23 protein-coding genes are annotated in these 26255 nt (G+C 67.3%); 12 read left to right on the top strand and 11 right to left on the bottom strand.

Annotated features, from left to right (window positions below):
• Positions 1-43: 43 nt before the first annotated feature.
• From QE385_RS08270 to sdhC, 6 genes are all read right to left on the bottom strand, one after another.
• Positions 44-1459 carry a trehalose-6-phosphate synthase gene (locus QE385_RS08270; RefSeq protein ID WP_307100811.1) on the bottom strand — a complete coding sequence of 472 codons (1416 nt, stop codon included), beginning with the start codon at positions 1457-1459 and terminating at the stop codon, positions 44-46.
• Positions 1456-3237 carry a glycoside hydrolase family 15 protein gene (locus QE385_RS08265; RefSeq protein WP_307100809.1) on the bottom strand — a complete coding sequence of 594 codons (1782 nt, stop codon included), beginning with the start codon at positions 3235-3237 and terminating at the stop codon, positions 1456-1458. The genes QE385_RS08270 and QE385_RS08265 overlap by 4 nt, the downstream gene beginning before the upstream one ends.
• Positions 3234-4007, bottom strand: coding sequence for a trehalose-phosphatase (gene otsB, locus QE385_RS08260; protein WP_307100807.1), 774 nt, complete (start codon positions 4005-4007; stop codon positions 3234-3236). Before otsB ends, QE385_RS08265 begins: the two co-directional genes overlap by 4 nt.
• A 290-nt stretch (positions 4008-4297) precedes the next feature.
• The gene (sdhA, locus tag QE385_RS08255; protein WP_307100805.1) at positions 4298-6106 is read right to left on the bottom strand and encodes a succinate dehydrogenase flavoprotein subunit; all 1809 of its coding nucleotides are present in this window, start codon (positions 6104-6106) and stop codon (positions 4298-4300) included.
• Complete coding sequence (sdhD, locus tag QE385_RS08250; RefSeq protein WP_307100803.1) at positions 6106-6489, bottom strand: succinate dehydrogenase, hydrophobic membrane anchor protein; 384 nt, start codon at positions 6487-6489, stop codon at positions 6106-6108. Before sdhD ends, sdhA begins: the two co-directional genes overlap by 1 nt.
• On the bottom strand, positions 6489-6899 hold the full coding sequence (gene sdhC / locus QE385_RS08245) for a succinate dehydrogenase, cytochrome b556 subunit (protein ID WP_307100800.1): 411 nt from the start codon (positions 6897-6899) through the stop codon (positions 6489-6491). The genes sdhD and sdhC overlap by 1 nt, the downstream gene beginning before the upstream one ends.
• A gap of 245 nt (positions 6900-7144) precedes the next feature.
• Here sdhC and QE385_RS08240 point away from each other — a divergent pair, with 245 nt between their 5' ends.
• The 9 genes from QE385_RS08240 (at position 7145) to QE385_RS08200 (ending at position 18813) form a co-directional block, all read left to right on the top strand.
• Entirely contained in the window at positions 7145-8491 is a 1347-nt protein-coding gene (locus QE385_RS08240; protein WP_307104635.1) for a methyl-accepting chemotaxis protein, read from the top strand.
• Between the two features lie 44 nt (positions 8492-8535).
• Complete coding sequence (locus tag QE385_RS08235; RefSeq protein ID WP_307100799.1) at positions 8536-9231, top strand: SDR family NAD(P)-dependent oxidoreductase; 696 nt, start codon at positions 8536-8538, stop codon at positions 9229-9231.
• Positions 9221-10153: a 50S ribosomal protein L11 methyltransferase gene (locus QE385_RS08230; protein ID WP_307100797.1), complete on the top strand. Its 933-nt coding sequence runs from the start codon at positions 9221-9223 to the stop codon at positions 10151-10153. Before QE385_RS08235 ends, QE385_RS08230 begins: the two co-directional genes overlap by 11 nt.
• A 232-nt stretch (positions 10154-10385) precedes the next feature.
• On the top strand, positions 10386-11912 hold the full coding sequence (locus QE385_RS08225; protein WP_307100795.1) for an acyl-CoA carboxylase subunit beta: 1527 nt from the start codon (positions 10386-10388) through the stop codon (positions 11910-11912).
• 156 nt (positions 11913-12068) lie between these two features.
• Positions 12069-12488 (top strand): methylmalonyl-CoA epimerase, encoded by a 420-nt coding sequence (gene mce / locus QE385_RS08220; protein WP_307100793.1) that lies wholly within the window; start codon positions 12069-12071, stop codon positions 12486-12488.
• A gap of 8 nt (positions 12489-12496) precedes the next feature.
• Positions 12497-13255, top strand: a complete 759-nt coding sequence (locus tag QE385_RS08215; protein WP_307104633.1) for an enoyl-CoA hydratase-related protein — start codon at positions 12497-12499, stop codon at positions 13253-13255.
• 78 nt (positions 13256-13333) lie between these two features.
• Positions 13334-15589 carry a methylmalonyl-CoA mutase gene (gene scpA, locus QE385_RS08210; protein ID WP_307100791.1) on the top strand — a complete coding sequence of 752 codons (2256 nt, stop codon included), beginning with the start codon at positions 13334-13336 and terminating at the stop codon, positions 15587-15589.
• Between the two features lie 14 nt (positions 15590-15603).
• Positions 15604-16632 carry a biotin synthase BioB gene (bioB, locus tag QE385_RS08205; RefSeq protein ID WP_307100788.1) on the top strand — a complete coding sequence of 343 codons (1029 nt, stop codon included), beginning with the start codon at positions 15604-15606 and terminating at the stop codon, positions 16630-16632.
• A gap of 183 nt (positions 16633-16815) precedes the next feature.
• Entirely contained in the window at positions 16816-18813 is a 1998-nt protein-coding gene (locus QE385_RS08200) for an acetyl/propionyl/methylcrotonyl-CoA carboxylase subunit alpha (protein ID WP_307100786.1), read from the top strand.
• Between the two features lie 36 nt (positions 18814-18849).
• Here the strand turns inward: QE385_RS08200 and QE385_RS08195 are convergent, their stop codons facing one another.
• Positions 18850-19914: a Glu/Leu/Phe/Val dehydrogenase gene (locus QE385_RS08195; protein ID WP_307100785.1), complete on the bottom strand. Its 1065-nt coding sequence runs from the start codon at positions 19912-19914 to the stop codon at positions 18850-18852.
• A 128-nt stretch (positions 19915-20042) separates the two neighbouring features.
• On the opposite strand from QE385_RS08195, the gene QE385_RS08190 reads away from it, so the two are divergent.
• Complete coding sequence (locus QE385_RS08190) at positions 20043-20519, top strand: Lrp/AsnC family transcriptional regulator (protein WP_307100783.1); 477 nt, start codon at positions 20043-20045, stop codon at positions 20517-20519.
• A gap of 62 nt (positions 20520-20581) precedes the next feature.
• Entirely contained in the window at positions 20582-21997 is a 1416-nt protein-coding gene (locus QE385_RS08185; RefSeq protein WP_307100781.1) for a hypothetical protein, read from the top strand.
• Here the strand turns inward: QE385_RS08185 and QE385_RS08180 are convergent.
• Positions 21952-22587 carry a DedA family protein gene (locus QE385_RS08180; RefSeq protein ID WP_307100779.1) on the bottom strand — a complete coding sequence of 212 codons (636 nt, stop codon included), beginning with the start codon at positions 22585-22587 and terminating at the stop codon, positions 21952-21954. The genes QE385_RS08185 and QE385_RS08180 overlap by 46 nt on opposite strands.
• 74 nt (positions 22588-22661) lie before the next feature.
• Here QE385_RS08180 and QE385_RS08175 point away from each other — a divergent pair, with 74 nt between their 5' ends.
• Positions 22662-23459: an aldo/keto reductase gene (locus QE385_RS08175; RefSeq protein WP_307100776.1), complete on the top strand. Its 798-nt coding sequence runs from the start codon at positions 22662-22664 to the stop codon at positions 23457-23459.
• A gap of 23 nt (positions 23460-23482) precedes the next feature.
• Here the strand turns inward: QE385_RS08175 and QE385_RS08170 are convergent, their stop codons facing one another.
• From QE385_RS08170 to QE385_RS08160, 3 genes are all read right to left on the bottom strand, one after another.
• Positions 23483-24115, bottom strand: coding sequence for a DUF3885 domain-containing protein (locus QE385_RS08170; protein ID WP_307100775.1), 633 nt, complete (start codon positions 24113-24115; stop codon positions 23483-23485).
• 45 nt (positions 24116-24160) lie between these two features.
• The gene (locus QE385_RS08165) at positions 24161-25558 is read right to left on the bottom strand and encodes a UdgX family uracil-DNA binding protein (RefSeq protein WP_307100773.1); all 1398 of its coding nucleotides are present in this window, start codon (positions 25556-25558) and stop codon (positions 24161-24163) included.
• A gap of 166 nt (positions 25559-25724) precedes the next feature.
• A complete protein-coding gene (locus tag QE385_RS08160; protein ID WP_307100770.1) occupies positions 25725-26210 on the bottom strand; it encodes a hemerythrin domain-containing protein in 486 nt (161 codons plus the stop codon).
• Positions 26211-26255: the final 45 nt, after the last annotated feature.

Raw genomic sequence — 26255 nt, 5'->3', positions numbered from 1 at the left:
CCGACGCGCTACGCGCGCCACCTCCCCTTACAGGGGAGGAATTTCAGGACGCCGCCGCCTCGATCGCCTTGGCTTCGTCCTGCGCCTGATCCCCGCGCAGCGCGGCGAGGAACAGTTCGCACCACCAGAACACGTCTTCACGCCGGACATTGTCGATCAGGCTTTCCCAACGACGAATGCGTTCGTCGCGCGGCATGGTCAGCGCCTGGACGATGGCGTCGGACATTTCCTCGGCACTGTAGGGGTTGATGAGGACCGCGTCCTTCAACTGCTCGGCCGCGCCTGCGAAGCGCGACAGGATCAGCACGCCGGGATCGTCCGGGTCCTGCGCCGCGACATATTCCTTGGCGACCAGGTTCATCCCGTCGCGCAAGGGCGTCACCAGCCCGATCCGCGCCGCGCGATAGATGCCCGCCAGTACCGGCCGCGGAAACCCCTTGTTGACGTAGCGGATCGGCACCCAGTCGATATCGGCATATTCGCCGTTGATCCGCCCCGACAGCGCATCGAGATTGGCGCGAATCTCCTGATAGGTGTTCACCTTCTCGCGGCTGGGCGGTGCGATCTGGAGCATATAGACCAGCGCGCGCCGCTCCGCATTCTGCGCCAGGAACCGTTCGTAACCCAGGAAACGTTCGGCCAGCCCCTTGGAATAATCGAGCCGGTCGACCCCGACGATCAGGCTGCGGCCGGTCGCCGACATATACATGCGTTCGCGCGCGAAACGGGCGTCGTGGCCGCTGGCGGCTTCCTCGAACTCCTTGGTCTCGATGCCGATCGGCGCGCGGATCGCCTGGATGGTCTTGCCGTTCCACGTCACCGCGCCATTCTCGCCCAGCGTGCCGCCCAGCTCCTTGGTCACATAGTCGCGGAAGCTGTCCAGCCAGTCCTCGGTATGGAAACCGACCACGTCATAGGCGAAGAGCGATTCCACCAGCTTGCGATGGCTGGGCAGCGACATCAGCAGCCGCACCGGCGGCCAGGGGATGTGGAGGAAGAAGCCGATCCGGTTCTTGAACCCACGCTTGCGCAGGTCGCGGCCGAGCGGGATCAGATGATAATCGTGGACCCAGACCAGATCGTCGGGCTCGATCAGCGGCTGCACGGTTTCGGCGAACCGCTCGTTGACGCGGGCATAGCCGGAGTCGAAGTCGCGCTCGAATTCGGTCAGGTCGATACGATAGTGGAAGAGCGGCCACAGCGTCCGGTTGGCGTAACCGTTATAATATTCGTCGATATCCTGCTCTTCCAGGTCGATGGTCGCGGTGGTGACGCCGCCGCCCTGCTGGAAGTTGATATGGCCGCTGAACTCCTCGGTGGTCTCCCCCGACCAGCCGAACCAGATGCCACCCTGTTCGCGCAGCGCGGCGAGAAGTGCGACCGCCAGCCCGCCCTGATTTCCGCCCGGCCCGGTGGTGGGCGGCTGGACCCGGTTCGAGATGACGATCAGGCGACTCATCGCACGGCACTCCATGGTTTACTCAGCAGGACGGCGCAGTTGATCAGGCCGACCAGCGAATAGGTTTGCGGATAATTCCCCCACAGCTCGCCCGTATTCGGGTCGATATCCTCGGACAGCAGCCCGGCGGGGGTACAGCGCGCCACCATCTCCTCGAACAGCGCGCGGGCATCGGCATGACGCCCGGTCACATATAACGCCTCGATCAGCCAGAAGGTGCAAACGTTGAACGCGGTATGCGGCAGGCCGAAGTCATCCTCGGTCGCATAGCGCAACATATGGCTGCCCCGGCGCAGGCCCTTTTCCACCGCGTCGAGCGTCGAGCGGAAGCGGGGATCGTCGGGCGACAGGAAGCGCAGGTCGAGCAGCTGGATGATGCTGGCGTCCAGATCGTCGCCGCCGAAGGTCGCCGACATGCGCTGTGTTTCTGGGCGCCACGCCGCCTGCTCGATCGTCTCGCGCATCAGGTCGGCGCGCTCCTGCCAGAAGGCACGCCGCTCCTCCAGTCCCAGCGCCTGCGCGGCATTGGCCAGCCGGTCGCACGCCGCCCAGCACATGGCGGCGGAATAGGTGTGGACATGGCTCTTGGTGCGCAACTCCCACAGGCCCGCATCGGGCTGGTCATACTTCGCCCAGGCGCGCTCGCCGACGCGTTCCAGCGAGTGGAAATCCTCGACCCCCGACATGCGGAACAGGCGGGTATCGAAGAACGCCTGCACGTCGGACAGCACGATCTGGCCGTACGCGTCGTGCTGGATCTGCTCATAGGCCTGGTTGCCGACCCGCACCGGCCCCATGGCGCGGTAGCCGGGGAGCTTGGTCTCGATCCGCTCGACCAGGGTGGCCTCGCCGCCGACGCCGTAGAGCGGCTGGATATGCCCGCCCCGCGCGGCATCGACGATGTTGCGCAGATATTCGAGATACCCCTCCAGCACGTCGAGCGCGCCCAGCCGGTTGAGCGCCTGCACCGTGTAATAGGCATCCCTGATCCAGCAGTAGCGATAGTCCCAGTTGCGCCCCGAATCGGCATGTTCGGGCAACGACGTGGTGAGTGCTGCGACGATCGCGCCGGTTTCCTCATGCTGGCACAGCTTCAGCGTGATCGCGGCGCGGATGACGACGGCTTGCCACTCGACCGGGGTAGCGAGCCCGCGCACCCAGTGATGCCATTCATGCGTGGTCCGCTCCAGCATCGCGCGGCTGGCCTCGCTCAGCACGCCCGCGAAGCTCTCGTCGGGCCCCAGGAACATGTGGATGGGGCGTTCGAGGCGGAACCATTGCTCGGCGGCGATATGGCCGACCGGCGCGTCGGTGGTCAGGCGCAGCGTCTGCTGCGTCATCAGATAGCGGATATGGTTGGACCCCTGCGTCCGCTCGGTCGGGGTGCCCCAGTCGGTTGCGACGCGGAGCGCGATGCGGATGCGGGGCGAGCCGATGGGGCGCACGATCCGCACATAGCTGGTCGGGCGATAGACGCGACCCTCGCGCGAAAAACGCGGGCAGAAATCGGTGATCTCGATGCCGTTGCCCCGGTCGTCCATATGGGTGGTGACCAGGATCGGGGTGTTGCGCAGATAGCCCTGCGTGGTCGAGACCCGGTCCTCCAGCTCGATCGCCCAATATCCCGTCTCCGGCTCGCCATCGCCCAGCAGCGCGCAAAAGGCCGGGTCGCCATCGACGCGGGGCACGCAACCCCAGACGAAACGCCCGGTCGAGTCGATCAGCGCGGAAACCTGGCAATTGCCGATCGGCCAGAGATTCAGATCCTGTTGCGTCATTCGGCATTCTCCAGCGCTTGGGCGAGCCATGAGTGGACGGCGGCGACATCGGGCAGGCGGTAGCGCGCGGCGGTTTCGCGCATCGGGCCGACCAGCACCCCGGCACCGCCCAGCGCGGCGGCGGCGGCGAAGCCGTCCTCGTCGGTCACGTCGTCGCCGAAGAAGATCGGGATGGTGCCACGCATGGCGGGCCTTTCCATCAGGGTTTCGATCGCCTGGCCCTTGTCGCCGGGCAGGCGGATCTCGACCATCATCTTGCCGGGTTGCAAGGTCAGGCCATGACGCTCGGCGATGGCGGCGGCTTCGCGCAGGGCGAGCGGTTCGGCCTGCGGATTGCGGCGATAATGCAGCCCCGCGCCGAAGCTCTTGGTCTCGAAATACAGGTCGTTCGCCTCGGCCACCGCGCGCATCTCCTCGGTCGCGGTGGCGAGATGGTCGGGCTTTTCGGGACGGCTATGGCCGTCCTCGGGACTGCGGCGCTCGGCGCCGTGGCTGCCCGCCAGCGTGAAATGCTGCGCCTGCGGGCCGAACAGCGCATCAAGCTGCGCGATCGAGCGGCCGCTGACGATGGCGAGGCGGCCGGGCATATGCGCGGCCAGCGCATCCAGCCGGTCGGCGAGCGCGGTGCTGACATGCACCCCCTCGGGATTGTCGGCAAGGTCGACGAGGGTGCCGTCGAAGTCGAGGAACAGGCTGTCCTCGGCGGACAGGCGGGGCGGGGGCGGGGCGAGGTCGGCCAGCATGGACGAAAGCATAGCGGATGCGGACATGCCGAGTGAACCCATCCCCGCCGCTCGCGTTCCGCTGCGCATGCGAAATGATTACGGAAGGTCGGATGGAGTATATCGCGCGCGGCTGGGCGCTCCCCCTCCCGCAGGCGGGAGGGGGATGGGGGGAGGGTTCTCTCCACGGGCGACATCGCTTGGGGCTTTCCCTCCCCCAACCCCTCCCGCCTGCGGGAGGGGAGTAAGAAGAGGACGCTGCGATGAGCGATCCGAAAACAAAAAAGGGCCGACGATCGCTCGCCAGCCCCTTTATTACGAACCGTAAAACCGGGCCTTTAGTAAACCCGCTTCTTCGGCTTGATATACTCGATATCGTCGGTCAGCGTGTAATCATGGACCGGGCGATAGTCGATCGCGACACTGCCGCCCTGGCCACCCCAGCCGTCGAAGGTCGCGACGGTGTGCTTCATCCAGTTGGCGTCGTCGCGCTCGGGGAAGTCCTCGTTCACATGCGCACCGCGGCTTTCTTTGCGGTTCAGCGCCGATTCCATCGTCACGACCGCCTGGCTGATGAGGTTGTCCAGCTCCAGCGTCTCGACCAGATCGGTGTTCCAGATCAGCGAGCGATCCTTGATCCCGATGTCCTTCATCCGGTCATAGGTGGCGCGGATCATCTGGCGGCCTTCGGTCAGCAGCTCGTCGGTGCGGAACACGGCGCAGTGGCGCTGCATCGTCTTCTGCATCTCGCTGCGGACCTGCGCGGTGGTCGAGCCACCGGCGGCGTTGCGGAAGTGGTCCAGGCGACCCAGCGCCAGCTCTTCCGAGCCTTTGGGCAGCGGCGCGTGCGGCGTGCCGGGCTTCAGCGTGTCCTTGATGCGCAGGCCGGTCGCGCGGCCGAACACCACGAGGTCGATCAGCGAGTTGGAGCCCAGGCGGTTCGCACCGTGCACCGACACGCAGGCCGCTTCGCCGACCGCGAACAGGCCGGGGACGACCGAATCCGGGTTGCCGTCCTTCAGGCGGACGACTTCGCCGTGATAGTTCGTCGGGATGCCGCCCATATTATAGTGGACGGTCGGCGTGACGGGCAGCGGCTGACGGGTCAGGTCGACACCGGCGAAGATCTTGCCGGTCTCGGTGATGCCGGGCAGGCGCTCGGCCAGGACCTTCGGGTCGATATGGTCGAGATGGAGGTAGATATGATCCCCCTCCTTGCCGACGCCGCGCCCTTCGCGGATTTCCATCGCCATCGAACGCGACACGACGTCGCGGCTGGCGAGGTCCTTGGCCGACGGCGCGTAACGCTCCATGAAGCGCTCGCCCTCGGAGTTGGTGAGGTAGCCGCCTTCGCCGCGCGCACCCTCGGTGATGAGGACGCCCGCGCCGTAGATGCCGGTCGGGTGGAACTGCACGAACTCCATGTCCTGGAGCGGCAGGCCCGCACGCAGCACCATGCCGCCGCCGTCACCCGTGCAGGTGTGCGCCGAGGTGGCCGAGAAATAGCAGCGGCCATAGCCGCCGGTCGCCAGCACGACATTGTGCGCGCGGAAGCGGTGGATCGAGCCGTCTTCCATGCACAGCGCGATCACGCCGCGGCAATTGCCCTGCTCGTCCATGATCAGGTCGAGCGCGAAATATTCGATGAAGAAGTCCGCGTCATATTTCAGCGACTGCTGGTACAGGGCGTGCAGCATGGCGTGGCCGGTGCGGTCGGCGGCGGCGCAGGTGCGCTGCGCGGGCGGACCTTCGCCCATATTCTGCATCATGCCGCCGAATGGGCGCTGATAGATCTTGCCCTCTTCGGTGCGGCTGAACGGCACGCCCGCATGCTCCAGCTCGTACACGGCGGCGGGCGCCTCGCGGCACAGATATTCGATCGCATCCTGGTCGCCCAGCCAGTCCGATCCCTTGACGGTGTCGTACATGTGCCAGGTCCAGTGGTCCGGACCCATATTGCCCAGCGACGCGGCGATGCCGCCTTGGGCGGCCACGGTGTGGCTGCGCGTCGGGAACACCTTGGTGATGCAGGCGGTCTTCAGACCCGCCTCGGCGATGCCCATGGTGGCGCGCAGGCCCGAGCCGCCCGCACCCACGACGACGGCGTCATAGGTATGGTCGATGATCTTGTAAGCGGCAGCGGACATTATGCAGCGGCTCCGAAGGCGATCTTGAGGATCGAGAAAATGGCGATGGCGGCGATCGTGAAGACGAACAGGTTCATGACGACGAGCAGCGCGACCCGGTTCTGGTCCTGCTCATAATCCTCGATCACGACCTGGAGCCCCAGGCGCATATGATAGAAGACCGAGGCGACCAGCATCGCCATCGGGATGGCGGCCCAAGGATTGGCCAGCCACAGATGCACCGAGGCATAGTCGAAGGACGGCTGGCGCAGGATCGAGATCAGCAGCCAGACGACCAGCAGGAAATTGGACCCCGCCGTCAGGCGCTGGTTCAACCAGTGATGGGTGCCCGACTTGGCCGAGCCCAGGCCGCGCACGCGGCCGATCGCGGTTCCGGAACGCATCACTTGATCCCCAGATAGAGCCAGAAGGCCACCGTCATCACGACGGCAAAGACGATGGTGGCTTGCGCCTGACGCTTGTTCGACTTCAGCTCGAAGCCCGCGCCGACATCCATGAACAGGTGGCGGATGCCATTGGCCATGTGCTGGAACAGGCAGGCGGTCAGGCCGATGCCGACGACATAGCCGATGATGTTCAGCCTGCCCGACTCGACGGTGAAGACGTCGCGGAACGTCGCATAGCTTTCCGGCCCGGCGGCGACGGCCGCCAGGAACCAGACGAGAAGCGCCGCACCCACGGTCGCCATGCCCGTGCCGGTGGCGCGGTGCAGGATGGAGACCAGCATGTTGGGACCCCATTTCCAGATCTGGAGATGCGGGGAGAGCGGGCGTGCGGTGTTGCGGGCGGCCAAGGGCAGATCCTCGAACAGTCTAAAGTCGGGCTGGTTTGCGGATACGCCTATGGTGAAGACGCCGACAGGATGCAAGTCGCGAGGCGAGATTGATTGCGGGCCGGGATGGCAGGCAGGGGAGGGGCGCAACGCGGCTAACCGGCCCTTAACGCTTTTCACGCAAGGTCGCATCGAACGATTCCAAGTGCCTGAAACGGGGAGCCTGCGTGCCCAAGTCCCAGCCCAATTCCCAGCCCAAGACCGATCTGCCCCCGCCCACGGTCATCACCGCCGCGATCGATCTCGACGCGCGGATCCGGGCCTTTGATGGGGGGGATGGCATGCTGATCCGGCAGGCCGCCGAACTGTGGCCGGTGATCGAGCCGCGCGCGCAGGAGGTCGTCGATGCCTATTGGGATTATTGGCGCGCCGCCAATCCCGGACAGCCCGACTGGACGCCGCTGGACGAGGAACGCCGCCGCGTCACGGGCAATGCCTATCTGCGCAACCGCTTCTGCCACCTGTCGGGGCGCGACTGGGTGGAGTCGCTCGGGCGTTCGGTGGCCTCGGCCTATGCTGCGGGCGTCATGCCGATGGACGCGCTGGCCATGTCCTGCGCCAGCGACCGGGCCGCACTGAAGATCCTGATGGAGGAAATGTCCGCCGACGATCCGCGCCGGGCGGTGGCGGTCGACACGCTGCTCCGCCTGTTTGGCATGGAAACCGAACTGACCGTCGAGCTCTTCTCGGGCTATGAGAATTGGTGTGCCGATCGCGAGCGCGAGCGGCTGGCCGGGGATTTCCGCAACGGCATCGTCGCGGTGGTCGAAAATGCATCGGTCGAAGGGCAGGATCTGCGTCGCCAGGCGCAGGACGCCTCGCTCTCGACGCGCGGGATGCTCGGCAAGTCGAGCGAGGTCGCCGCCGCCGCCGAGCAGTCGGCGGTCGCGATGCGCGAGGCGGCACAGACCGCCGCCGGGCTGATCCGTGCGATCGAGGATGCCCGGGCCGAGGTTGACCAGGCCGCCGATGTCGCCAACCGCGCCGCCGACCAGGCGGGCCAGGCGGTCGGTATGTCCGAGATGCTGTCGGATCACGCCAAGTCGATCGAATCGATCCTGGGCCTGATCCGCGACATTGCGGGCCAGACCAATCTCCTGGCGCTGAACGCCACGATCGAGGCCGCGCGCGCCGGGGATGCGGGCCGGGGCTTCGCGGTCGTCGCGCAGGAGGTGAAGAGCCTCGCCAGCCAGACCGCGCGCGCGACCGACGACATCGCCACCAAGATCGCCGCGATCCAGGCGGCGACCCGCTCCACGGTCGAGACCAACGCCTCGATCAAGGCGACGGTCACCGAATTGCAGGCCTCGGCCGAGCATATCCGCCACGCCATGGAGGCGCAGGCGCAGACCGTGACCGCGATCACCGCCGCCGTCGACGAGACCGCGCTGGCGGCCGATTCGATGTCGCACACCATCGCCGCGATCCGCGAGGATACCGAGAGCGTCGCGCAGGAGATCGACCGGGTCGGACGCGGCTTCGATCATCTCGACAGCCAGCTGGGCGACCTGAAGGCCAGCGCCAGCCAGTTCGTGGTGCGCGTCGCCGCCTGATCGACCCTGTTGACGCGCCCGCACGCGCCCGGCACGGGCACGGCATGACGACGATCCTGGTAACCGGAAGCAGCCGAGGCATCGGCGCGGCCATCGCATCGACCCTGGGCGCCATGCCCGAAACGCGCGTGCTGGGGCATGGCACGCGCAGCGGCATCGCCGGGGATCTGTCCGAGGAGGGCGCGCCCGCCCACCTCTGGGCCGCGGCGCTGGAACAGGCGGGCGGGACGATCGACGTGCTGGTCAACAATGCCGGCATCTTCGAGGCCAGCCCGCTCGACGCCGACGACTGGTCGGAAAGCTGGGCGCGGACGATGCAGGTCAACCTGACCGCCTCGGCCGAACTCTGCCGTCTGGCGGTGCTGCACTGGCAGGCGCGGGGGCAGGGCGGCCGGATCGTCAACATCGCCAGCCGCGCCGCCTATCGCGGCGACTCGCCCGCCCATTGGCATTATGCCGCGTCCAAGGGCGGCATGGTCGCGATGACCAAGACGATCGCGCGGGGCTATGCCGCGCAAGGCATCCTGGCCTTTGCCGTCTGCCCCGGCTTCACCATGACCGGCATGGCCGACGACTATCTGGCCAGCCGGGGCGGGGACAAGCTGCTCGCCGACATCCCGCTCGGCCGCGTCGCCTCGCCCGAGGAGGTCGCCGCGACCGTCCGTTTCCTGTGCACCGATGCGCCGCCTTCGATGACCGGCGCGGTCCTCGACATCAATGGAGCAAGCTATGTCCGCTGACAGCTGGAAGCTGACGCTGCCCTGCACCCGCGACGAGGCGGAGGCGATCGACGCGGCCGACGACCTGGCGATCGAGGCGGTCATCATGACCACCGAGGAGGTGGAGGACGACCGCGAGCATTGGCGGCTCGACGCTTATTTCGAAGCCGAGCCCGACGCCGCCACCATTGAAGCGATCCGCGCGCTGGTGCCGAGCGCAGGGAATCACCCCGCCACGGTCGAGCATGTGCCCGCGCAGGACTGGGTGACGATGAGCCAGGCGGGGCTGGCGCCGCTCTCGGTCGGGCGGTTCTTCGTCCATACGGGTGACGAGGCGGTGCCCGAAGGCAAGCGCGGTTTCCACATCCCGGCGGGCCGCGCCTTCGGCACCGGGCATCATGAGACGACCAGCGGTTGCCTGGCCATGCTCGACGCGATGGCGGATGAAAGCGTGACGAATGCCATCGACGTCGGCACCGGCACCGGCCTGCTCGCCTTTGCCGTGCGGCACATCTGGCCGGACGCCAAGGTCGTGGCGACCGATATCGACCCCATCGCGATCGACGTGACCGCCGAGAATGCCGCGATCAACGGCGTCGACGGGGTCGCGCTGATCGTCGCCGACGGCGCGCTGGCCGATCCGATCATGGCGGGGGCGCCCTATGACCTGGTCGTCGCCAATATCCTGGCCGGGCCGCTGATCTCGATGGCGCCGGAACTGGCGGCGATCGCGGGGCCCGAGGCGACGCTGGTGCTCGCCGGGTTGCTGGAGACGCAGCGGGCGGACGTGGTCGCGGCCTATGAAGCGTGCGGCTGTGCGCTGGAGACGGTCGACCGGCGCGGCGACTGGAGCGTGCTGCGGCTGCGGGCAGGGGCTCAGCGGTTCGTGCCGAGCGGGCCGTTCGACCCCAAGGGGCGGGATGGTTGGGCTTTGGATATCTAAATCTTTCTCTCCCCTCCCGCAGGCGGGAGGGGTTGGGGGAGGGAAGGGCCGCGAGCTGTGGTCTCGGTGAGACTCCAAACCCTCCCCCCAACCCCCTCCCGCCTGCGGGAGGGGGAGCCTATGGCGCTGGCCATTATTCCAGACCTCCCGCTTACGAAAACGTAAGTCAGAGCATTTGCCATCCCCCCGGCCTCTCGGGCATAAGCCCGTGCAAAGAACCCAAGGAGAGGTCATGGCATCGACGATGGTCGAACTGGAACGCCGCCGCGCGGCCGCGCGGGCCGGTGGTGGCGAGAAGCGCGTCGCCGCGCAGCACGCCAAGGGCAAGCTGACCGCGCGCGAGCGGCTCGACGTGCTGCTGGACGAGGGCAGCTTCGAGGAGCTCGACATGTTCGTCGAGCATAATTGCACCGATTTCGGCATGACCGAGCAGATCGTCCCCGGCGACGGCGTGGTGACGGGTTCGGGCACGATCAACGGGCGGCTGGTCTTCGTCTTCAGCCAGGACTTCACCGTGTTCGGCGGCTCGCTGTCCGAACGTCATGCCCAGAAGATCTGCAAGATCATGGACATGGCGATGAAGGTCGGCGCGCCCGTCATCGGCCTGAACGACAGCGGCGGCGCGCGCATCCAGGAGGGCGTGGCATCGCTGGGCGGCTATGCCGAGGTGTTCCAGCGCAATGTGCTGGCCAGCGGCGTGGTCCCGCAGCTTTCGCTCATCATGGGCCCCTGCGCGGGCGGCGCGGTCTATAGCCCGGCGATGACCGACTTCATCTTCATGGTGAAGGATTCGAGCTATATGTTCGTCACCGGCCCCGATGTGGTGAAGACGGTGACCAACGAGGTCGTGACCCAGGAAGCGCTGGGCGGTGCTGTGACCCACACGACCAAGACCGGCGTCGCCGACGTCGCGTTCGAGGACGATATCGAGGCGCTGCTGGCGGCGCGCGATTTCATCGACTTCCTGCCCGCCAACAACCGCGAAGGCGTGCCCGAACGGCCGACGGCGGACGCCTGGGACCGCATCGAGGAGAGCCTCGACACGCTGATCCCCGCCAGCGCCAACCAGCCCTATGACATGCACGAGCTGATCGCCAAGGTCGTGGACGAGGGCGATTTCTTCGAGGTGCAGCCCGCGCACGGCGCCAACATCATCACCGGCTTCGGCCGGATCGAGGGGCGCACGGTCGGCTTCGTCGCCAACCAGCCGATGGTCTTGGCGGGGGTGCTCGACATCAATGCCAGCCGCAAGGCGGCGCGGTTCGTGCGCTTCTGCGATGCGTTCGAGATTCCGATCGTGACCTTTGTCGACGTACCCGGCTTCCTGCCCGGCACCGCCCAGGAGCATAACGGCATCATCAAGCATGGCGCGAAACTGCTCTTCGCCTATGCCGAGGCGACGGTCCCGAAGATCACGGTCATCACGCGGAAAGCCTATGGCGGCGCCTACGACGTGATGGCGTCCAAGCATTTGCGGGGCGACCTCAACTATGCCTGGCCGACCGCCGAGATCGCGGTGATGGGGGCCAGGGGCGCGGTCGAGATCATCTTCCGGGGCAAGACGCCGGAGGAGATCGCCGAGCGGACGGCCGAGTATGAGGCGCGCTTCGCCAATCCGTTCGTGGCGGCGTCGAAGGGTTTCATCGATGAGGTGATCCAGCCGCATTCCACCCGCCGCCGCATCGCGCTGGGCCTGCGCAAGCTGCGCAACAAGGACCTCGCCAACCCGTGGAAGAAGCATGACAACCTGCCGCTCTGAGATGGTCGCGAGGGGGGGAGCCCTCCCCCATCCCCTCCCGCCTGCGGGAGGGGCGTGCCTGGGGCCAGCGCTTACCCAGAGCCTCTCCCCTCCCGCAGGCGGGAGGGGATGGGGGAGGGCTGGCGCTGTCCAGTTGCAAACCGGCTGGAGGCGCGCATGACCCTCGGCCGCCTCAACCATATCGGTATCGCCACGCCGTCGATCGAAAGGGCCGTCGAAACCTATCGCCACCTGCTGGGCGCGGACGCGATCGGCGAGCCCTTCGATCTGCCGTCGCAGGGCGTGCGGGTGTGCTTCATCGATACGCCCAACACCCAGATCGAGCTGATCCAGCCGCTGGATGAAAGCTCCCCCATCGCCAATTTCCTGAAGAAGAACCCAGGCGGCGGCCAGCATCATCTGTGCTTCGAGGTGGCCGACATGGCCGCCGCCGTTGCCGCGTTGCAGGCCAAGGGCGCGACGCTGCTGGGCCAGCCGCGCATCGGCGCGCATGGCACGCCCGTCGTCTTCCTTCATCCGCGCGACATGGGCGGCGTGCTGGTCGAGCTGATGGAAACGCCGGAGGAAGGGCATTGAGCGAGGCCATGCTGCGCACCGAGCGCCGGGGGGACGTTCTGGCCCTGTCGCTCGACCGGCCCGATCGGTTGAACGCCGCGCCGCCCGCGCTGTTCGATGCGATCGGCGCGGCGCTGGCGGAAAGGGGCGATGCCCGTGCGGTGCTGATCGCGGGCGAGGGGCGCGCCTTTTGCTCGGGCGCGGACATATCGGGGGGCGATGTCGGCCCCGACACCGTCCACCGCGCGCTGGTCGCGCATTACAACCCCGTGATGCTGGCGCTCGCCGATCTTCCCATCCCGGTGGTCAGCGCGGTGCGCGGCGCGGCGGCAGGGATCGGGTGCAGCCTGGCGCTCGCCGCCGATTTCTGCGTCGCCAGCGAAAGCGCCTATTTCCTTCACGCCTTCGTCAATATCGGGATGGTCCCCGATGGCGGGGCGAGCTGGATGCTCCCGCGCCTGATCGGCCGCGCCCGCGCCGCCGAGATGATGATGCTGGGCGAGCGGGTGGGGGCGGCCAAGGCGCTCGACTGGGGCATGATCCACAAGGTCGTCGCCGACGATGCGCTCGACGCCGAGGCCTGGGCGCTGGCCGAACGGCTGGCGGCGGGGCCGAGCGTAGCGCTGGGGCTGATGCGCCGTGCGCTCCATGCCGGGTTCGACAGCGACTATGCCGCAGCGCTCGCGCGCGAAGCACAGGACCAGCGGAGCGCCCGCGCGACACTGGACGGAGAGGAAGGCGGCCGGGCCTTTTTCGAGAAGCGCCCGCCGCGTTTCCTCGGGCGGTAAGACTTGCGCGCGTATGATGATTTCGCTCTAGTGAAAGAAAATAAGTAGCGCGCGTAACGAATGGATGAGGAGTGGCCGATGGCCGAACGCCCTGACCTATCAGACTGGGAAGCCCTTGCCGCGCGCGAGGTAAAGGGGCGCGACCTCGATTGGCAGACGCCGGAGGGGATCACGGTCAAGCCGCTCTACACCGCTGCCGATGTGCGGGAAGACCCCGGCCTGCCGGGCTTCGCGCCGTTCACGCGGGGCGTGCGGGCGAGCATGTATGCGGGGCGCCCCTGGACGATCCGGCAATATGCGGGCTTCTCGACCGCCGAGGAATCGAACGCCTTCTACCGCCGCAACCTGGCGGCGGGGCAGAAGGGGCTGTCGGTCGCCTTCGATCTGGCGACCCACCGGGGCTATGACAGCGACCACCCCCGCGTGACCGGCGACGTGGGCAAGGCGGGGGTCGCGATCGACACGGTCGAGGATATGAAGATCCTGTTCGACGGCATCCCCTTGGATGCCATGTCGGTCAGCATGACGATGAACGGCGCGGTGATCCCGGTGCTGGCCTTCTTCATCGTCGCGGCCGAAGAACAGGGGGTTCACCGCTCGAAGCTGGAAGGGACCATCCAGAACGATATCCTCAAGGAGTTCATGGTCCGCAACACCTATATCTATCCGCCCGAACCGAGCATGCGGATCATCTCGGATATCTTCGCCTACACATCCGCCGAGATGCCCAAGTTCAACAGCATCTCGATCAGCGGCTATCACATGCAGGAGGCAGGGGCGACGCAGCTCCAGGAGCTGGCCTTCACCATCGCCGATGGCATGGAATATGTGAAATACGGCGTGGCCTCAGGCCTCGACATCGACAAGTTCGCCGGCCGCCTGTCCTTCTTCTTTGCGATCGGCATGAACTTCTTCATGGAGGTCGCCAAGCTGCGCGCCGCGCGGGTGCTGTGGCACCGGGCGATGACGCAACTGGGCGCGAAGGACGAACGCTCCAAGATGCTGCGCACGCACTGCCAGACGTCGGGCGTGTCGCTGACCGAGCAGGACCCGTATAACAACGTCATCCGCACCACCATCGAGGCGATGGCGGCGATGCTGGGCGGCACCCAGTCGCTCCACACCAATGCGCTGGACGAGGCGATCGCGCTGCCCACCGACTTCTCCGCCCGGATCGCGCGCAACACGCAGATCGTGTTGCAGGAAGAGACGGGGATGACGAAGGTCGTCGATCCGCTCGGCGGTAGTTACTATGTCGAGAGCCTGACCCAGAGCCTGGTCGACGGCGCCTGGGCGCTGATCGAGCGGATCGAGGCCGAGGGCGGCATGGCGAAAGCGGTCGCGGCGGGCTGGCCCAAGGCGATGATCGAAGAGGCGTCCGCCGCCCGCGCCGCCAGGGTCGACCGGGGCGAGGATGTGATCGTCGGGGTCAACACATACCGGCTGGCCGACGAGGCGCCGGTCGAGATCCTCGACATCGACAACCATGCGGTGCGCGGGGCCCAGGTCGCGCGGATCGCGGCGGTGAAGGCCGCGCGCGACGAGGCGGCGTGCCGCTCGGCGCTCGATGCCCTGCGCGACGCGGCCAAAATTCCTCCCCTGCAAGGGGAGGTGGCATCGCGCCGCGATGACGGAGGGGTGTCGACGCTCGAGAGAGGGGACACTCCTCCGTCAGCGGCTGACGCCGCCGCCACCTCCCCCGCCGGGGGAGGAATGGGGGCGAATCTCCTCGCACTGGCGGTCGAGGCGGCGCGGGCACGGGCGACCCTGGGCGAGATTTCTGCCGCGCTGGAGGATGTGTTCGGCCGCTATGGCACCCAGCCGACCCCGGTGTCGGGCGTCTATGGCGGCGCCTACGGCGAGGACGAACGCTGGGCCCGCCTGATCCGCGGCGTCGAGGCGGTCGAGCGCCGCCTCGGCCGCAAGCCCCGGCTGTTCGTCGCCAAGATGGGCCAGGACGGGCATGACCGGGGCGCGAACCTCGTCTCCTCGATGTTCGGCGATCTGGGGTTCGAGGTCGTGCCCGGCGCGCTGTTCCAGACGCCGCAAGAAGCCGCGCAGATCGCTCTCACCCGCGATGTCGATATCGTCGGCGCGTCCAGCCTGGCGGCGGGTCACAAGACGCTGATCCCCGAACTGATCGGCCACCTCCGCGAGGCGGGCCGCGCCGATATCAAGGTCATCGCGGGTGGCGTTATTCCCGCGCAGGATTATCAGGCGCTCTACGATGCCGGGGTACAGGCGATATTCGGCCCCGGGACCAATCTTGTGAAGGCGGCCGAGGATGTGCTGAGGCTGCTCGGCCATAACATGCCGCCGGAAACGGGCGAATGACAGGACCAGACGTAATGACGACGACCACCGCGCTGAGCGCCGAGACGGCACCCCCGCGCACCGACTGGACCCGCGCCGAGATCGCCGCACTGTTCGACCTGCCCTTCACCGAGCTGCTGTTCCGCGCGGCCGAGGTCCACCGCGCGCATCATGCCGCCGATCAGGTTCAGTTGTCGACGCTGCTGTCGATCAAGACCGGCGGCTGCCCCGAGGATTGCGGCTATTGCAGCCAGTCGGCGCATGCCGATACCGGTCTGAAGGCGACCAAGCTGATGGACCCGCGCGCCGTGCTGCAGGCGGCGGCGCAGGCAAAGGATCACGGCTCGACGCGCTTCTGCATGGGCGCGGCCTGGCGTAACCCCAAGGACCGCGACATGCCCGCCATCGTCGAGATGGTGAAGGGCGTGCGCGCCATGGGCATGGAAACCTGCATGACGCTGGGCATGCTCACCGATGCACAGGCGCAGACGCTGGCCGAGGCGGGGCTCGACTATTACAACCACAATATCGACACCTCGCCCGAGCGTTACGGCGACGTCATCACCACGCGCAGCTTCGGCGAGCGGTTGGAGACGCTGGAGCATGTCCGCGACGCCGGCATCAACGTGTGTTGCGGCGGCATCGTCGGCATGGGCGAGACGCGCGGCGACCGGGTCGGCTTCATCCATGCGCTCGCCACCCTGCCGGTGCATCCGGGCAGCGTGCCGGTGAACGCGCTGGTGCCGGCCAAGGGCACGGTGCTGGGCGATATGCTGGCCGACACGCCGCTCGCCAAGATCGACGATATCGAATTCGTTCGCACCGTGGCGGTCGCGCGCATCACCATGCCGCATTCGATGGTCCGGCTGTCGGCGGGGCGCGAGAGCATGTCGGATGCGACCCAGGCTTTGTGCTTCCTGGCGGGGGCCAATTCGATCTTCACCGGCGACAAGCTGCTGACCGCGGGCAATGCGGGCGACGACAAGGATGCCGCACTCTTCGCCCGGCTGGGGCTCACCCCCATGGCGGCGGAGTGCAAGGTGGAATTGGAAGCGGCGGAGTGAGGCTTCCACCGCCCTGTTCCCCGGCGAAGGCCGGGGCCCAGGGGCGGTGAACCATCGATGGCGCGTGGCAGAGGCCTCCCCCCGAGGCGGCACGGCGCGCCATCAGCGTCTTGGAAACTGGACCCCGGCCTTTGCCGGGGAACAGGCGACACGGACCAATGACATAAAAGGAGAGGTAACCCCGTGTTCCAGAAAATCCTGATCGCCAATCGCGGGGAAATCGCGTGCCGGGTGATCCGCACCGCAAGGGCCATGGGCATCGCGACGGTCGCGGTCTATTCCGACGCCGATGCGGGCGCGCCGCATGTCCGCCTCGCCGATGAATCGGTGCGCCTGGGCCCCGCGCCTGCTGCCGAAAGCTATCTCAAGGCCGAGCTGATCCTCGCCGCCGCCAAGGCCACGGGCGCGGATGCCATCCATCCCGGTTACGGCTTCCTGTCCGAGCGGGAGAGCTTCGCGCGCGCCTGTGCCGAGGCGGGCATCGCGTTCATCGGCCCGCCGCCGAACGCCATCGCCGCGATGGGCGACAAGATCGAATCGAAGAAGCTCGCCAAGGCGGCGGGCGTCAACGTCGTCCCCGGCTATCTGGGCGAGATCGCCGATACCGAGGAGGCGGTGCGCATCGCCACCGACATCGGCTTTCCCGTCATGATGAAGGCGTCGGCCGGTGGCGGCGGCAAGGGCATGCGGCTCGCCTGGTCCGAGGCGGACGTGCGCGAGGGCTTCGAGGCGACCAAGCGCGAGGGGCTGGCCAGCTTCGGCGACGACCGCGTCTTCATCGAGAAGTTCATCGAGAGCCCCCGCCATATCGAGATCCAGGTGCTGGGCGACCAGCATGGCAATATCGTCTATCTCGGCGAGCGCGAATGCTCGGTCCAGCGCCGCCACCAGAAGGTGGTCGAGGAAGCGCCCTCGCCCTTCGTCACCCCCGAAATGCGCCGCGCCATGGGCGAGCAGGCGGTGGCCCTTGCCCGGGCGGTGGGCTATTATTCGGCGGGCACCGTCGAGCTGATCGTGTCGGGCGCCGATCCGACGGGTGAAAGCTTCTACTTCCTCGAGATGAACACCCGGCTCCAGGTCGAGCATCCCGTCACCGAGGAGATCACCGGGCTCGATCTGGTCGAGCAGATGATCCGCGTCGCGGCAGGCGAGCCGCTGGCGTTCGGTCAGGACGATGTGACGCTGACCGGCTGGGCGATCGAGAACCGCGTCTATGCCGAGGACCCGTATCGCGGCTTCCTCCCCTCGACCGGGCGGCTGGTCCGCTACAACCCGCCCGCCGAGCATCGCGACGACGATGTGCGCGTCCGCGTCGATGACGGCGTCGCCGAGGGCGGCGAGGTCAGCATGTTCTATGACCCGATGATCGCCAAGCTCGTCACCTGGGCGCCGACCCGCGAGGCCGCGATCGACGCCCAGATCGCCGCGCTCGACGCGTTCGAGATCGTCGGGCCGGGGACGAACATCGACTTCGTCTCCGCGCTGATGCAGCATCCGCGTTTCCGCGCGGGCGCGCTCACGACCGGGTTCATCGCCGAGGAATATCCCGAGGGCTTCCACGGCGCATCTGCGAGCGCGGACCTGACCCGCACCCTCGCCGCCGTCGCCGCTTTCGCCGCCACCGCCGAGGCGGACCGGGCCCGGCGGATCGACGGCCAGCTCGGCCACCGGCTGCAACCGCCCGCCGACTGGACGGTACGGATCGGGGGCAAGGACCATGCGGTCCACGTCGCGACCGACGGCCTCCGCGTCGACGGCACGGAGCTCGACCTCGCCATCGCCTATACGCCGGGCGACCGGATGATCGCGGTCGAGGACGAAGCGGGCGAAACCCTCCACGTCCGCATCGCAAAAACCCGCACCGGCTTTCGCCTGACCACGCGCGGGGCCAGCCACACGATCCGCGTCCTGCCCGCCCGCGCGGCGCCCTACGCCCGGCACCTGATCGAGAAGGTCCCGCCCGACCTGTCCAAATTCCTGATCGCGCCGATGCCGGGCCTCCTCGTCCGCCTCGACGTGGCCGAGGGCGACAAGGTCGAGGCGGGCCAGCCGCTGGCGGTGGTCGAGGCGATGAAGATGGAAAACATCCTGCGCGCCGCCAAGACCGGCACCGTCAAGACCATAACCGCCAGGACCGGCGACAGCCTGGCGGTGGATGCGGTCATCCTAGAACTGGAGTGATGTTCGGGGGGGCGTCGCCGTCGACGCCCCCGATCGTCACGCCGCGACCGCCTGGCGCGGGGCGTGGGCGATGCGGTCCTGCGCGATGGCGCGGGCGGCATGATGCGGGGTGGCGCCGTCGCGCGCCGCGCGGGCCAGCGTCTCCTCCATCCGCAGCGCGATGCCCTGTACCCGCTTGCGCACGTCGGGCGCGCGCCAGCCGAGATATTCGCCCGCGACATTGATGATCCCCCCGGCATTGACCAGGAAGTCGGGGGCATAGAGGATGTCGCGCTCGGCCAGTCGGTCGGCCATGTCCTCGCTGGCCAGCTGGTTGTTCGCCGCGCCGCACACCACGCTGGCGCGCAGCCCCGCCACGGTTTCGGCATCGAGCACCGCCCCCAGCGCGCAAGGCGCCAGCACATCGACCCGCGCGGACAGCAGCGCGCGGCTGCTCATCACCATCGCGCCGAAGCGATCGGCGGCGCGCGCCGCCACCTCGCTGCGCGGTTCGGCGACGATCAGCCGCGCACCCATTTCGTGCAGCAATTCGCACAGCGCATAGCCGACATGCCCCAGCCCCTGCACCGCGACGGTCACGTCGGACAGCTCCGCGCCCAGCCGGTGCCGGACCGCGACCTGCATCGCCTGTGCGACGCCCAGCGCGGTCCAGGGCGAGGGATCGCCGCCCGGCCGCCCGCCGCTCGCCGGAAGCCCGGCGACGTGGCGCGTTTCCCGGGCGACCATGCCCATATCCTCGACCGAGGTGCCGACATCCTCGGCGGTGACATAGCGTCCCTTCAACTCGCGCACCGTCCGTCCAAAGGCGCGGAACAGCGCCACCCGGTCGAAATCGCCCTGCGGCAACCGGATGACGGCCTTGCCTCCGCCAAAGGGCAGGTCGGCCAGCGCATTCTTCAGCGCCATTCCTTCGGCCAGGCGCAGCGCATCGACGGTCGCCGCGCGGTCGCTGGCATAATGCCAGGCGCGGCACCCGCCCGCCGCCGGGCCCAGCGCGGTCGAATGGAGGACGATGACCCCGCTCGCCCCCGTGTCGGCGTCGTGGAACGACACCACCTCTTCGGGGGGCAGGCTTTGGGCGTCTGGTGCGGTGCGCGACATGTTGGTCTTCCCTTGATCTGTTGGAAAGCAATCTAGCGGGCTTGGCCGAGTGTTTCTGGTCCATCTTGGGGGTCTCGACGCGAAAGATCGGTTGAATTGACCCAATAAAGCGATTTATTGGAATGGTTATGCCGCACGACCTCGATATCTGGGAACGACGCATCCTCGCATTGCTTCAGGAGGATGCCAGCCTGTCCACCGCCGCCATCGCCGAGGCGGTCGGCCTGTCGGCGTCGCCCTGCTGGCGCCGGATCGACCGGCTGGAGCGGGAGGGGATCATCAAGCGGCGCGTCGCGCTGGTCGACCGGGCCAAGGTCGGGCTGAAGGCGCAGATCTTCGCGCAGGTGAAGCTCAACGCGCATGGCCGGGCCAATCTGGACGAGTTCGCCGCCGCGATCCGCGAGGTGCCCGAGGTGATGGAATGCCATGTGCTGATGGGGTCGGTCGACTTCATGCTGCGCATCGTGGCGGCCGACATCGAATCCTATGAACGGCTGTTCTTCGAACGCCTGTCCAACCTGCCGGGGGTGCAGGAAATCAACTCCACCGTCGCGCTGTCGGAGATCAAGTCGACCACCTCGCTGCCGATTGGGCCTGGATCGTAACGACGCTTGCCCGACACGCGCGGCCCCGATACCGCCCGACCACGACAGGCGGCGGAGACGATATGGCGCGGACGCAGGGCTTGGGGAGGATTCGGATCGGCCTGTTCCTGCTGGTCTGGCTGAGCTGTGCCTGGTTTGGGTCGTGGGAGTTCAATCCCAACAACGCCACCCGGCTGTTCGCCGCGATCCGCATGGTCGAGAACGGCACCGCGACCATCGATCCCTTCGCGCCGCTGACCATCGACAAGGCGCAGTTCGGCGCCCATGCCTATCTCGACAAGGCACCGGGCATGACCCTGATGGCCTTGCCCGCCGTGGCGATCACCGACCTCGTCACCGGCGACCGTGCGGGGCGGCATTTACCGAGTTCGGTCGATCCCGGCTTCGTCGCCTATCTGAAGCTGCGTACGCGGGTGGCGGCGGCGACCGGATCGGCGCTGCTGACCGCCATCGCGGCGGTGCTGCTGTTCGATCTGGCGCTGACGCTGACCGGCGGCGCGGGGGCAGCGCTGTTCGCGGCGCTGGGCTATGCGCTGGGGACGCCGATCTGGGGCTATTCCACCACCTTGCTGGGCCATGCGGCGGTCGCGGCGTTGTTCGTCATCGCTTTGGCCGGGGTTGCGCGTGGCGGCGGACGGTGGATGGCGGTGGCGGGGCTGGCGCTCGGCTGGGCGGTGGTGGTCGAGTATCAGGCGGTGCTGGCGGGATCGGTCATCGGGCTGTGGGCGGTGTGGAAGTATCGCGCGACGCCCAAGGCGCTGCTGCCGTTGATCGTCGCGGGGGTGGCGGGGCTGTTGCCGCTTGCCGCCTATAATCTCTTCGCCTTCGGGACGCTGTTCCGCATCGGCTATTCGGGCGTGGTCGGGTTCGAGGGGATGAATCAGGGGCTGTTCGGGCTGACCGTGCCGCGCTTGGCGGTGCTGCGCGAGATTCTGGTCGGGCCGATGCGCGGGCTGTTCTGGGTGGCGCCGGTGCTGCTGGTCGCGCCGGTCGGCCTGTGGCGGCTGGGGGAGGAGCGGGCGACGCGCGGGATCGCGCTGACGGCGGCCGGGGTGGCGGTCGTCGCGCTACTGGTCAACGCGGCCTATGTCTATTGGGATGGCGGCAATGCCACCGGGCCGCGCCATGCGATGCCGCTGGCGGGCGTGGCGGCGCTGGGGCTGGCGCCGGTCTGGGCGATGGCGCGGGCCGGGTGGCAGCGCGTCGGGCTGGCGATGCTGCTGCTCGGTTCGGTCGCGATCAACCTGACCATCGCGGCGGCGGAGATCTTCGCGCCGCCCGGCTATCGCTGGGCCTGGTGGCAGGCGGTGATCCAGCTGCGGTTCCGCTTCGGCGATCTGCGCACCATCCCCTCCGAATGGTGGGGATGGACGAGCTGGAACGGCCTTTATCTATGGGCGGCGGTCGCGGTCCCACTCGCCCTGTGGCTGGTTCAGTCCTGCGCGCGCTTCAGCCCGCGCACCCGGTGCCAGACATAGAAGCCGACCAGCAGGACCAGCACGATCCCGATCGCCAGATCGGCCCGGTGGAAGAACGCCTTCACGCGCGGGTCCGAATCCCATTTCTCGCCCAGCTCGCGCCCGACGATCGCGAGGACCAGGCAGAAGGGCCAGCTGCCGAGGAAGGTATAAAGGTGGAACGGCACGAGCGGCATCCGCGCCACCCCCGCCGGAAAGGCGATGAAGGTGCGAATCACCGGCAACAGCCGCCCGATCATCACCGCGATCGAGCCGTATCGCGCGAAGAACCGGTCCGCCGCGTCCAGCTCGCCCGGCCCGATCAGGAGATATTTGCCCCAACGCTCGGCAACCGGCCGCCCGCCGCGCTTGCCGATCTCATAGGCGACGATCGAGCCCAGATTGCACCCCAGCGCCCCCGCCGTCGCGGCGAGATAGAGGTTGAACTGGCCGGTCGACACCAGATAGCCGGCAAAGGGCATGATGATCTCGGAGGGCAGCGGAATGCACGCGCTCTCGATCGCCATCAGCAGCATGATGCCCAGATAGCCGCCCGACGAGATGACCCAGATGGCGAAGCTCGCCAGTGCGGAAAGAAGTTGTTCGACCATGGGGCCAGCGACTTGCGCGATTGGCGGGGCAGGGTCAATCGGAACCGCATGGGCGTGCGGCCGGTTTGGGACGCATGACGATGTTGACCCTGAACGACGATCGCACCATGCCGCAAATCGGGCTGGGCACCTATCAGATCCCGGATTCGCAGGTCGCGCTGGTGGTGCGGCGCGGGCTCGATACCGGCTATCGTTTGGTCGACACCGCCGCCCTTTATGGCAATGAGCGCGGCGTGGGCGACGGCCTTCGCGATGCGGACGTGTTCCTGACCACCAAGCTGTGGAACGACCGCCACCGCGATGCCGAAGCGGCGCTGGACGAGAGCCTGTCGCTGCTCGGCGTCGAGGCGGTCGACCTCTATCTGATCCACTGGCCGGTCCCCGCCGAGGACGCCTATGTCGAGGCATGGCAAAGCCTGATCGCGCTTCGCGAGGCGGGCAAGGCCAGGTCGATCGGCGTGTCGAACTTCCTGCCCGAGCATCTCGACCGCATCATGGAGGCGACGGGCGTGGTGCCCGCGGTCAACCAGATCGAACTCCACCCCCGCTTCCAGCAACGCGAGGCGCGCGCCTATCACCAGGCCAAGGGCATCGTGACCCAGAGCTGGAGCCCGCTGGGGCAGGGCGGCGAACTGCTGAAGACGCCCGAGATCGTCGCCATTGCGGACAAGCATGGCCGCTCGGCGGCGCAGGTGGTGCTCGCCTGGCATCTGGCGCATGGCCTCTCGGTGATTCCCAAGGCGGCGGATGCGGCGCACATGGCGGACAATTTCGCCGCGACCGAACTGACGCTGGACGACGAGGACATGGCCGCGATCGATGCGCTGGACGATGCCGAGGGGCGGATCGGGCCGGACCCGCGGGAGATGTAGCAGCGGCCGCCGCATGGGAATGGTCAGCTTGGATCGAACAGCCTGCCCATAGCCGTGCGGTCATCCTCGAGAAGCCAACTCGCATGGGTTGATTGCAACCTGCTCAGCTTTACGGCGTCGCACGCCATGACGTCCATGCCGCGATCATCATAAATATGGAGCATCGTACCTGCATCGGGATCGAGCAGGAATGCAACGACCGGCGCACTAGGCGATATTGGCATTTCCGCCGCGATGCCGTGCCAGATCAGGCAGTCGCGTGCGATCCTGTCGTCGCCCAACCGACAACCGCGAAGGGTCCAGCAATAGGCGTCATCAGAATCGTCCGGATAGATTATGCTCTGCCACTCGCTCATGTAGGCCGCCGAAAACCCGCTTGCCTGCAAACGCGAAAAACCGTCCTCGCGCCATTCGTCGTGCAAGTCTTCCGGTTGTGTCGAACCCTCGATCGAGGCGACCACCGCGTGGCAGCCGTTTGGGAAAAGCACGTCGGCAATCGCTGTGGCACGATGGAGTGCCTGGAGGAAGCGGGGGATCGGGTAATGGTCGGCACCCCATATGTCCCCGCCCAGCTCGAAACGCAGTCGCGCTTCGTGATCGGTAAAACGTCTCGTCCAGAGGAATGACCAAAGCTGTTCGAGCGATGAAGACGCCATCCGTTCCTCTATCATCAGGGAGCATGGGTGGCACGCTATTCTGACCTAGGCAATGGCCCCTGCCGCCAGCCTCAGATCCTCCACGAACCGCGCATATTCGACCTCCTTCGCCGCCGGATCGGGCAGGCGGAGCAGATAGCTGGGGTGGACGGTGATGAACGCGGTTCCGCCATCGGGCAGGGTCAGCGCCTTGCCGCGTTCGCGTCCGATCGTCATCACCTTGCCGAACAGCGAGCGTGCCGCCGTCGCGCCCAGCGCGACCGTCACCTGCGGCTGGATCAGCAGGCGTTCCTGCTCGACCCACCAGCGGCACGCCTGGATCTCCCCCGCATTAGGCGAGCTGTGGATACGCCGCTTGCCGCGCGGCTCGAACTTGAAATGCTTGACCGCGTTGGTGACATAGGCCCGCGCGCGGTCGATCCCCGCCTCCGCCACCGCGCGGTCGAACACCTGTCCGGCAGGACCGACAAAGGGGCGGCCCGCCAGGTCCTCCTGATCGCCCGGCTGCTCGCCGACGAACATCAGGGGCGCGTCGACCGGACCTTCGCCGAACACCGTCTGGGTGGCGGGGGCGTAAAGCGGGCAGCGGGTGCAGCCCATCGCCTCGTCGCGTAGCGCCGCCCAGGCCGCCTGCGCATTGCCGCCGCGTCCGGTCCGTACATCCACCCTGGCGGTGTCGATCATGCCCGTCTCCCGTGCCTGCGCGCCTGCAATCAGTTGCGGGACCAACGCGGTTTCCGGCATGTTTTTCCAGTATTTGCGCGGCATCTCCTTCAACATCGCGCCGATCTTCACGCGCGCGGGGTTGAAGATGCTGGCATAATAGGTCTTCCACACCGCCTCGGTCGGATCGCCCTCGGGCGCGTCGGCCTTGCTGGCGCCTGGCCCCTCGGCGAGCGTCTTGCCGTCCCAGTGGAGCGACACCTCCGGCGTCAGGATCGACCAGCGCATCGTCGTGAAGCGGTTGACGAAGAAGGCCGCATTGGCGCGCACGATATGATGCTCGGGCTCGAACCAGGCGACATAGCGCGGGCCGTCGTCATCCTCGGTCTCGCGAAAGCGCAGGAAGGCGCGCATCTTGTGGATGTCGCGCCGCACCGCCTTGGCGAGCCGGTCGAGCCGCCGGACCAGCGGATCGGCCTGATCCTCGATCAGCCGGGGTTGCCGTCGCAGCCGGTCGAGCGCGGTGTGGAGCAGCGCGAAACGCTCCGGATCGTTCGACAGAATGACGCTGCGCGCGAGGTCGATGAAGCCGCGCGCGACCGTGAAGCGCGGCGCGGGGCTGGTCGGCCTTTCCTCTGCGACGGCACCGAACAGGTCGGCGGTCTGCTCGTCGACCTGCCAGACGACCTGATCGGGCGGCACGGCGTCGGCGATCAGGCCACGCGCCGCGTCCCGCCACGCGTCGAAATCATCGGGAGCAGAGAGAGTTATGATGCGCATGAGTTTGCGACTTTCCTCCCCTGCAAGGGGAGGGGGACCAGCGAAGCTGGTGGAGGGGTGTAACCGCCGGCCAGCACGGGCTTCGTTTGCGACCGGTTACACCCCTCCGTCAGGCCTTCGGCCTGCCACCTCCCCTTAAAGGGGAGGAATTGGCGAATCGTTAGAATCAATCGCGCTCGTCTCCGCCCGGCGGATTGGCCTTGGCCTCCTTCGCTTCGATGGGTTTGCGCTCCTCGTAGATTTCGGCGAGCTTTTTCTCGGTCGCGTCGTCCAGTTCCTTTTCGGCGGCCGGGAACATCTCTTCCTCTTCCTCGTCGATATGATGCTCATAGCGATGGCGCATGTGGAAGAATTTGGATTCCCACTCGTCAGAGGCGAAGTCGAGGTCCATCATCTCGCCGAGCAGATCGTCGATCTCCTTATGCTCGGACACCGAATGGCGGGCATCGTCGCGCAGTTCGGGTTCGCCCAGCATGGTGGCATAGAGCGACTCCTCCTCGGCGGCGGCGTGGCTCTGGATCTCGATGCGGAACGCCTCGAACAGCTTCTTGCGCTTGGCTCCGTCGCCCTTCAGCTCGGCGAGTTCCTTGAGCATTTCCCGCTGCTTGTCGTGGTCGCGCTTCAGATCGGCATAGATGTCGGCGGTGGCCATGGCCCTGTCTCCTTCGCGCGACCAACGGCGAAACGCGACGCGCGT

This window comes from Sphingomonas sp. SORGH_AS_0950, from assembly GCF_030818415.1.
GTDB lineage: Bacteria > Pseudomonadota > Alphaproteobacteria > Sphingomonadales > Sphingomonadaceae > Sphingomonas.
The sequence above is the reverse complement of the archived record's forward strand: the minus strand, read 5'-3'. Positions and strand labels throughout refer to the sequence as shown.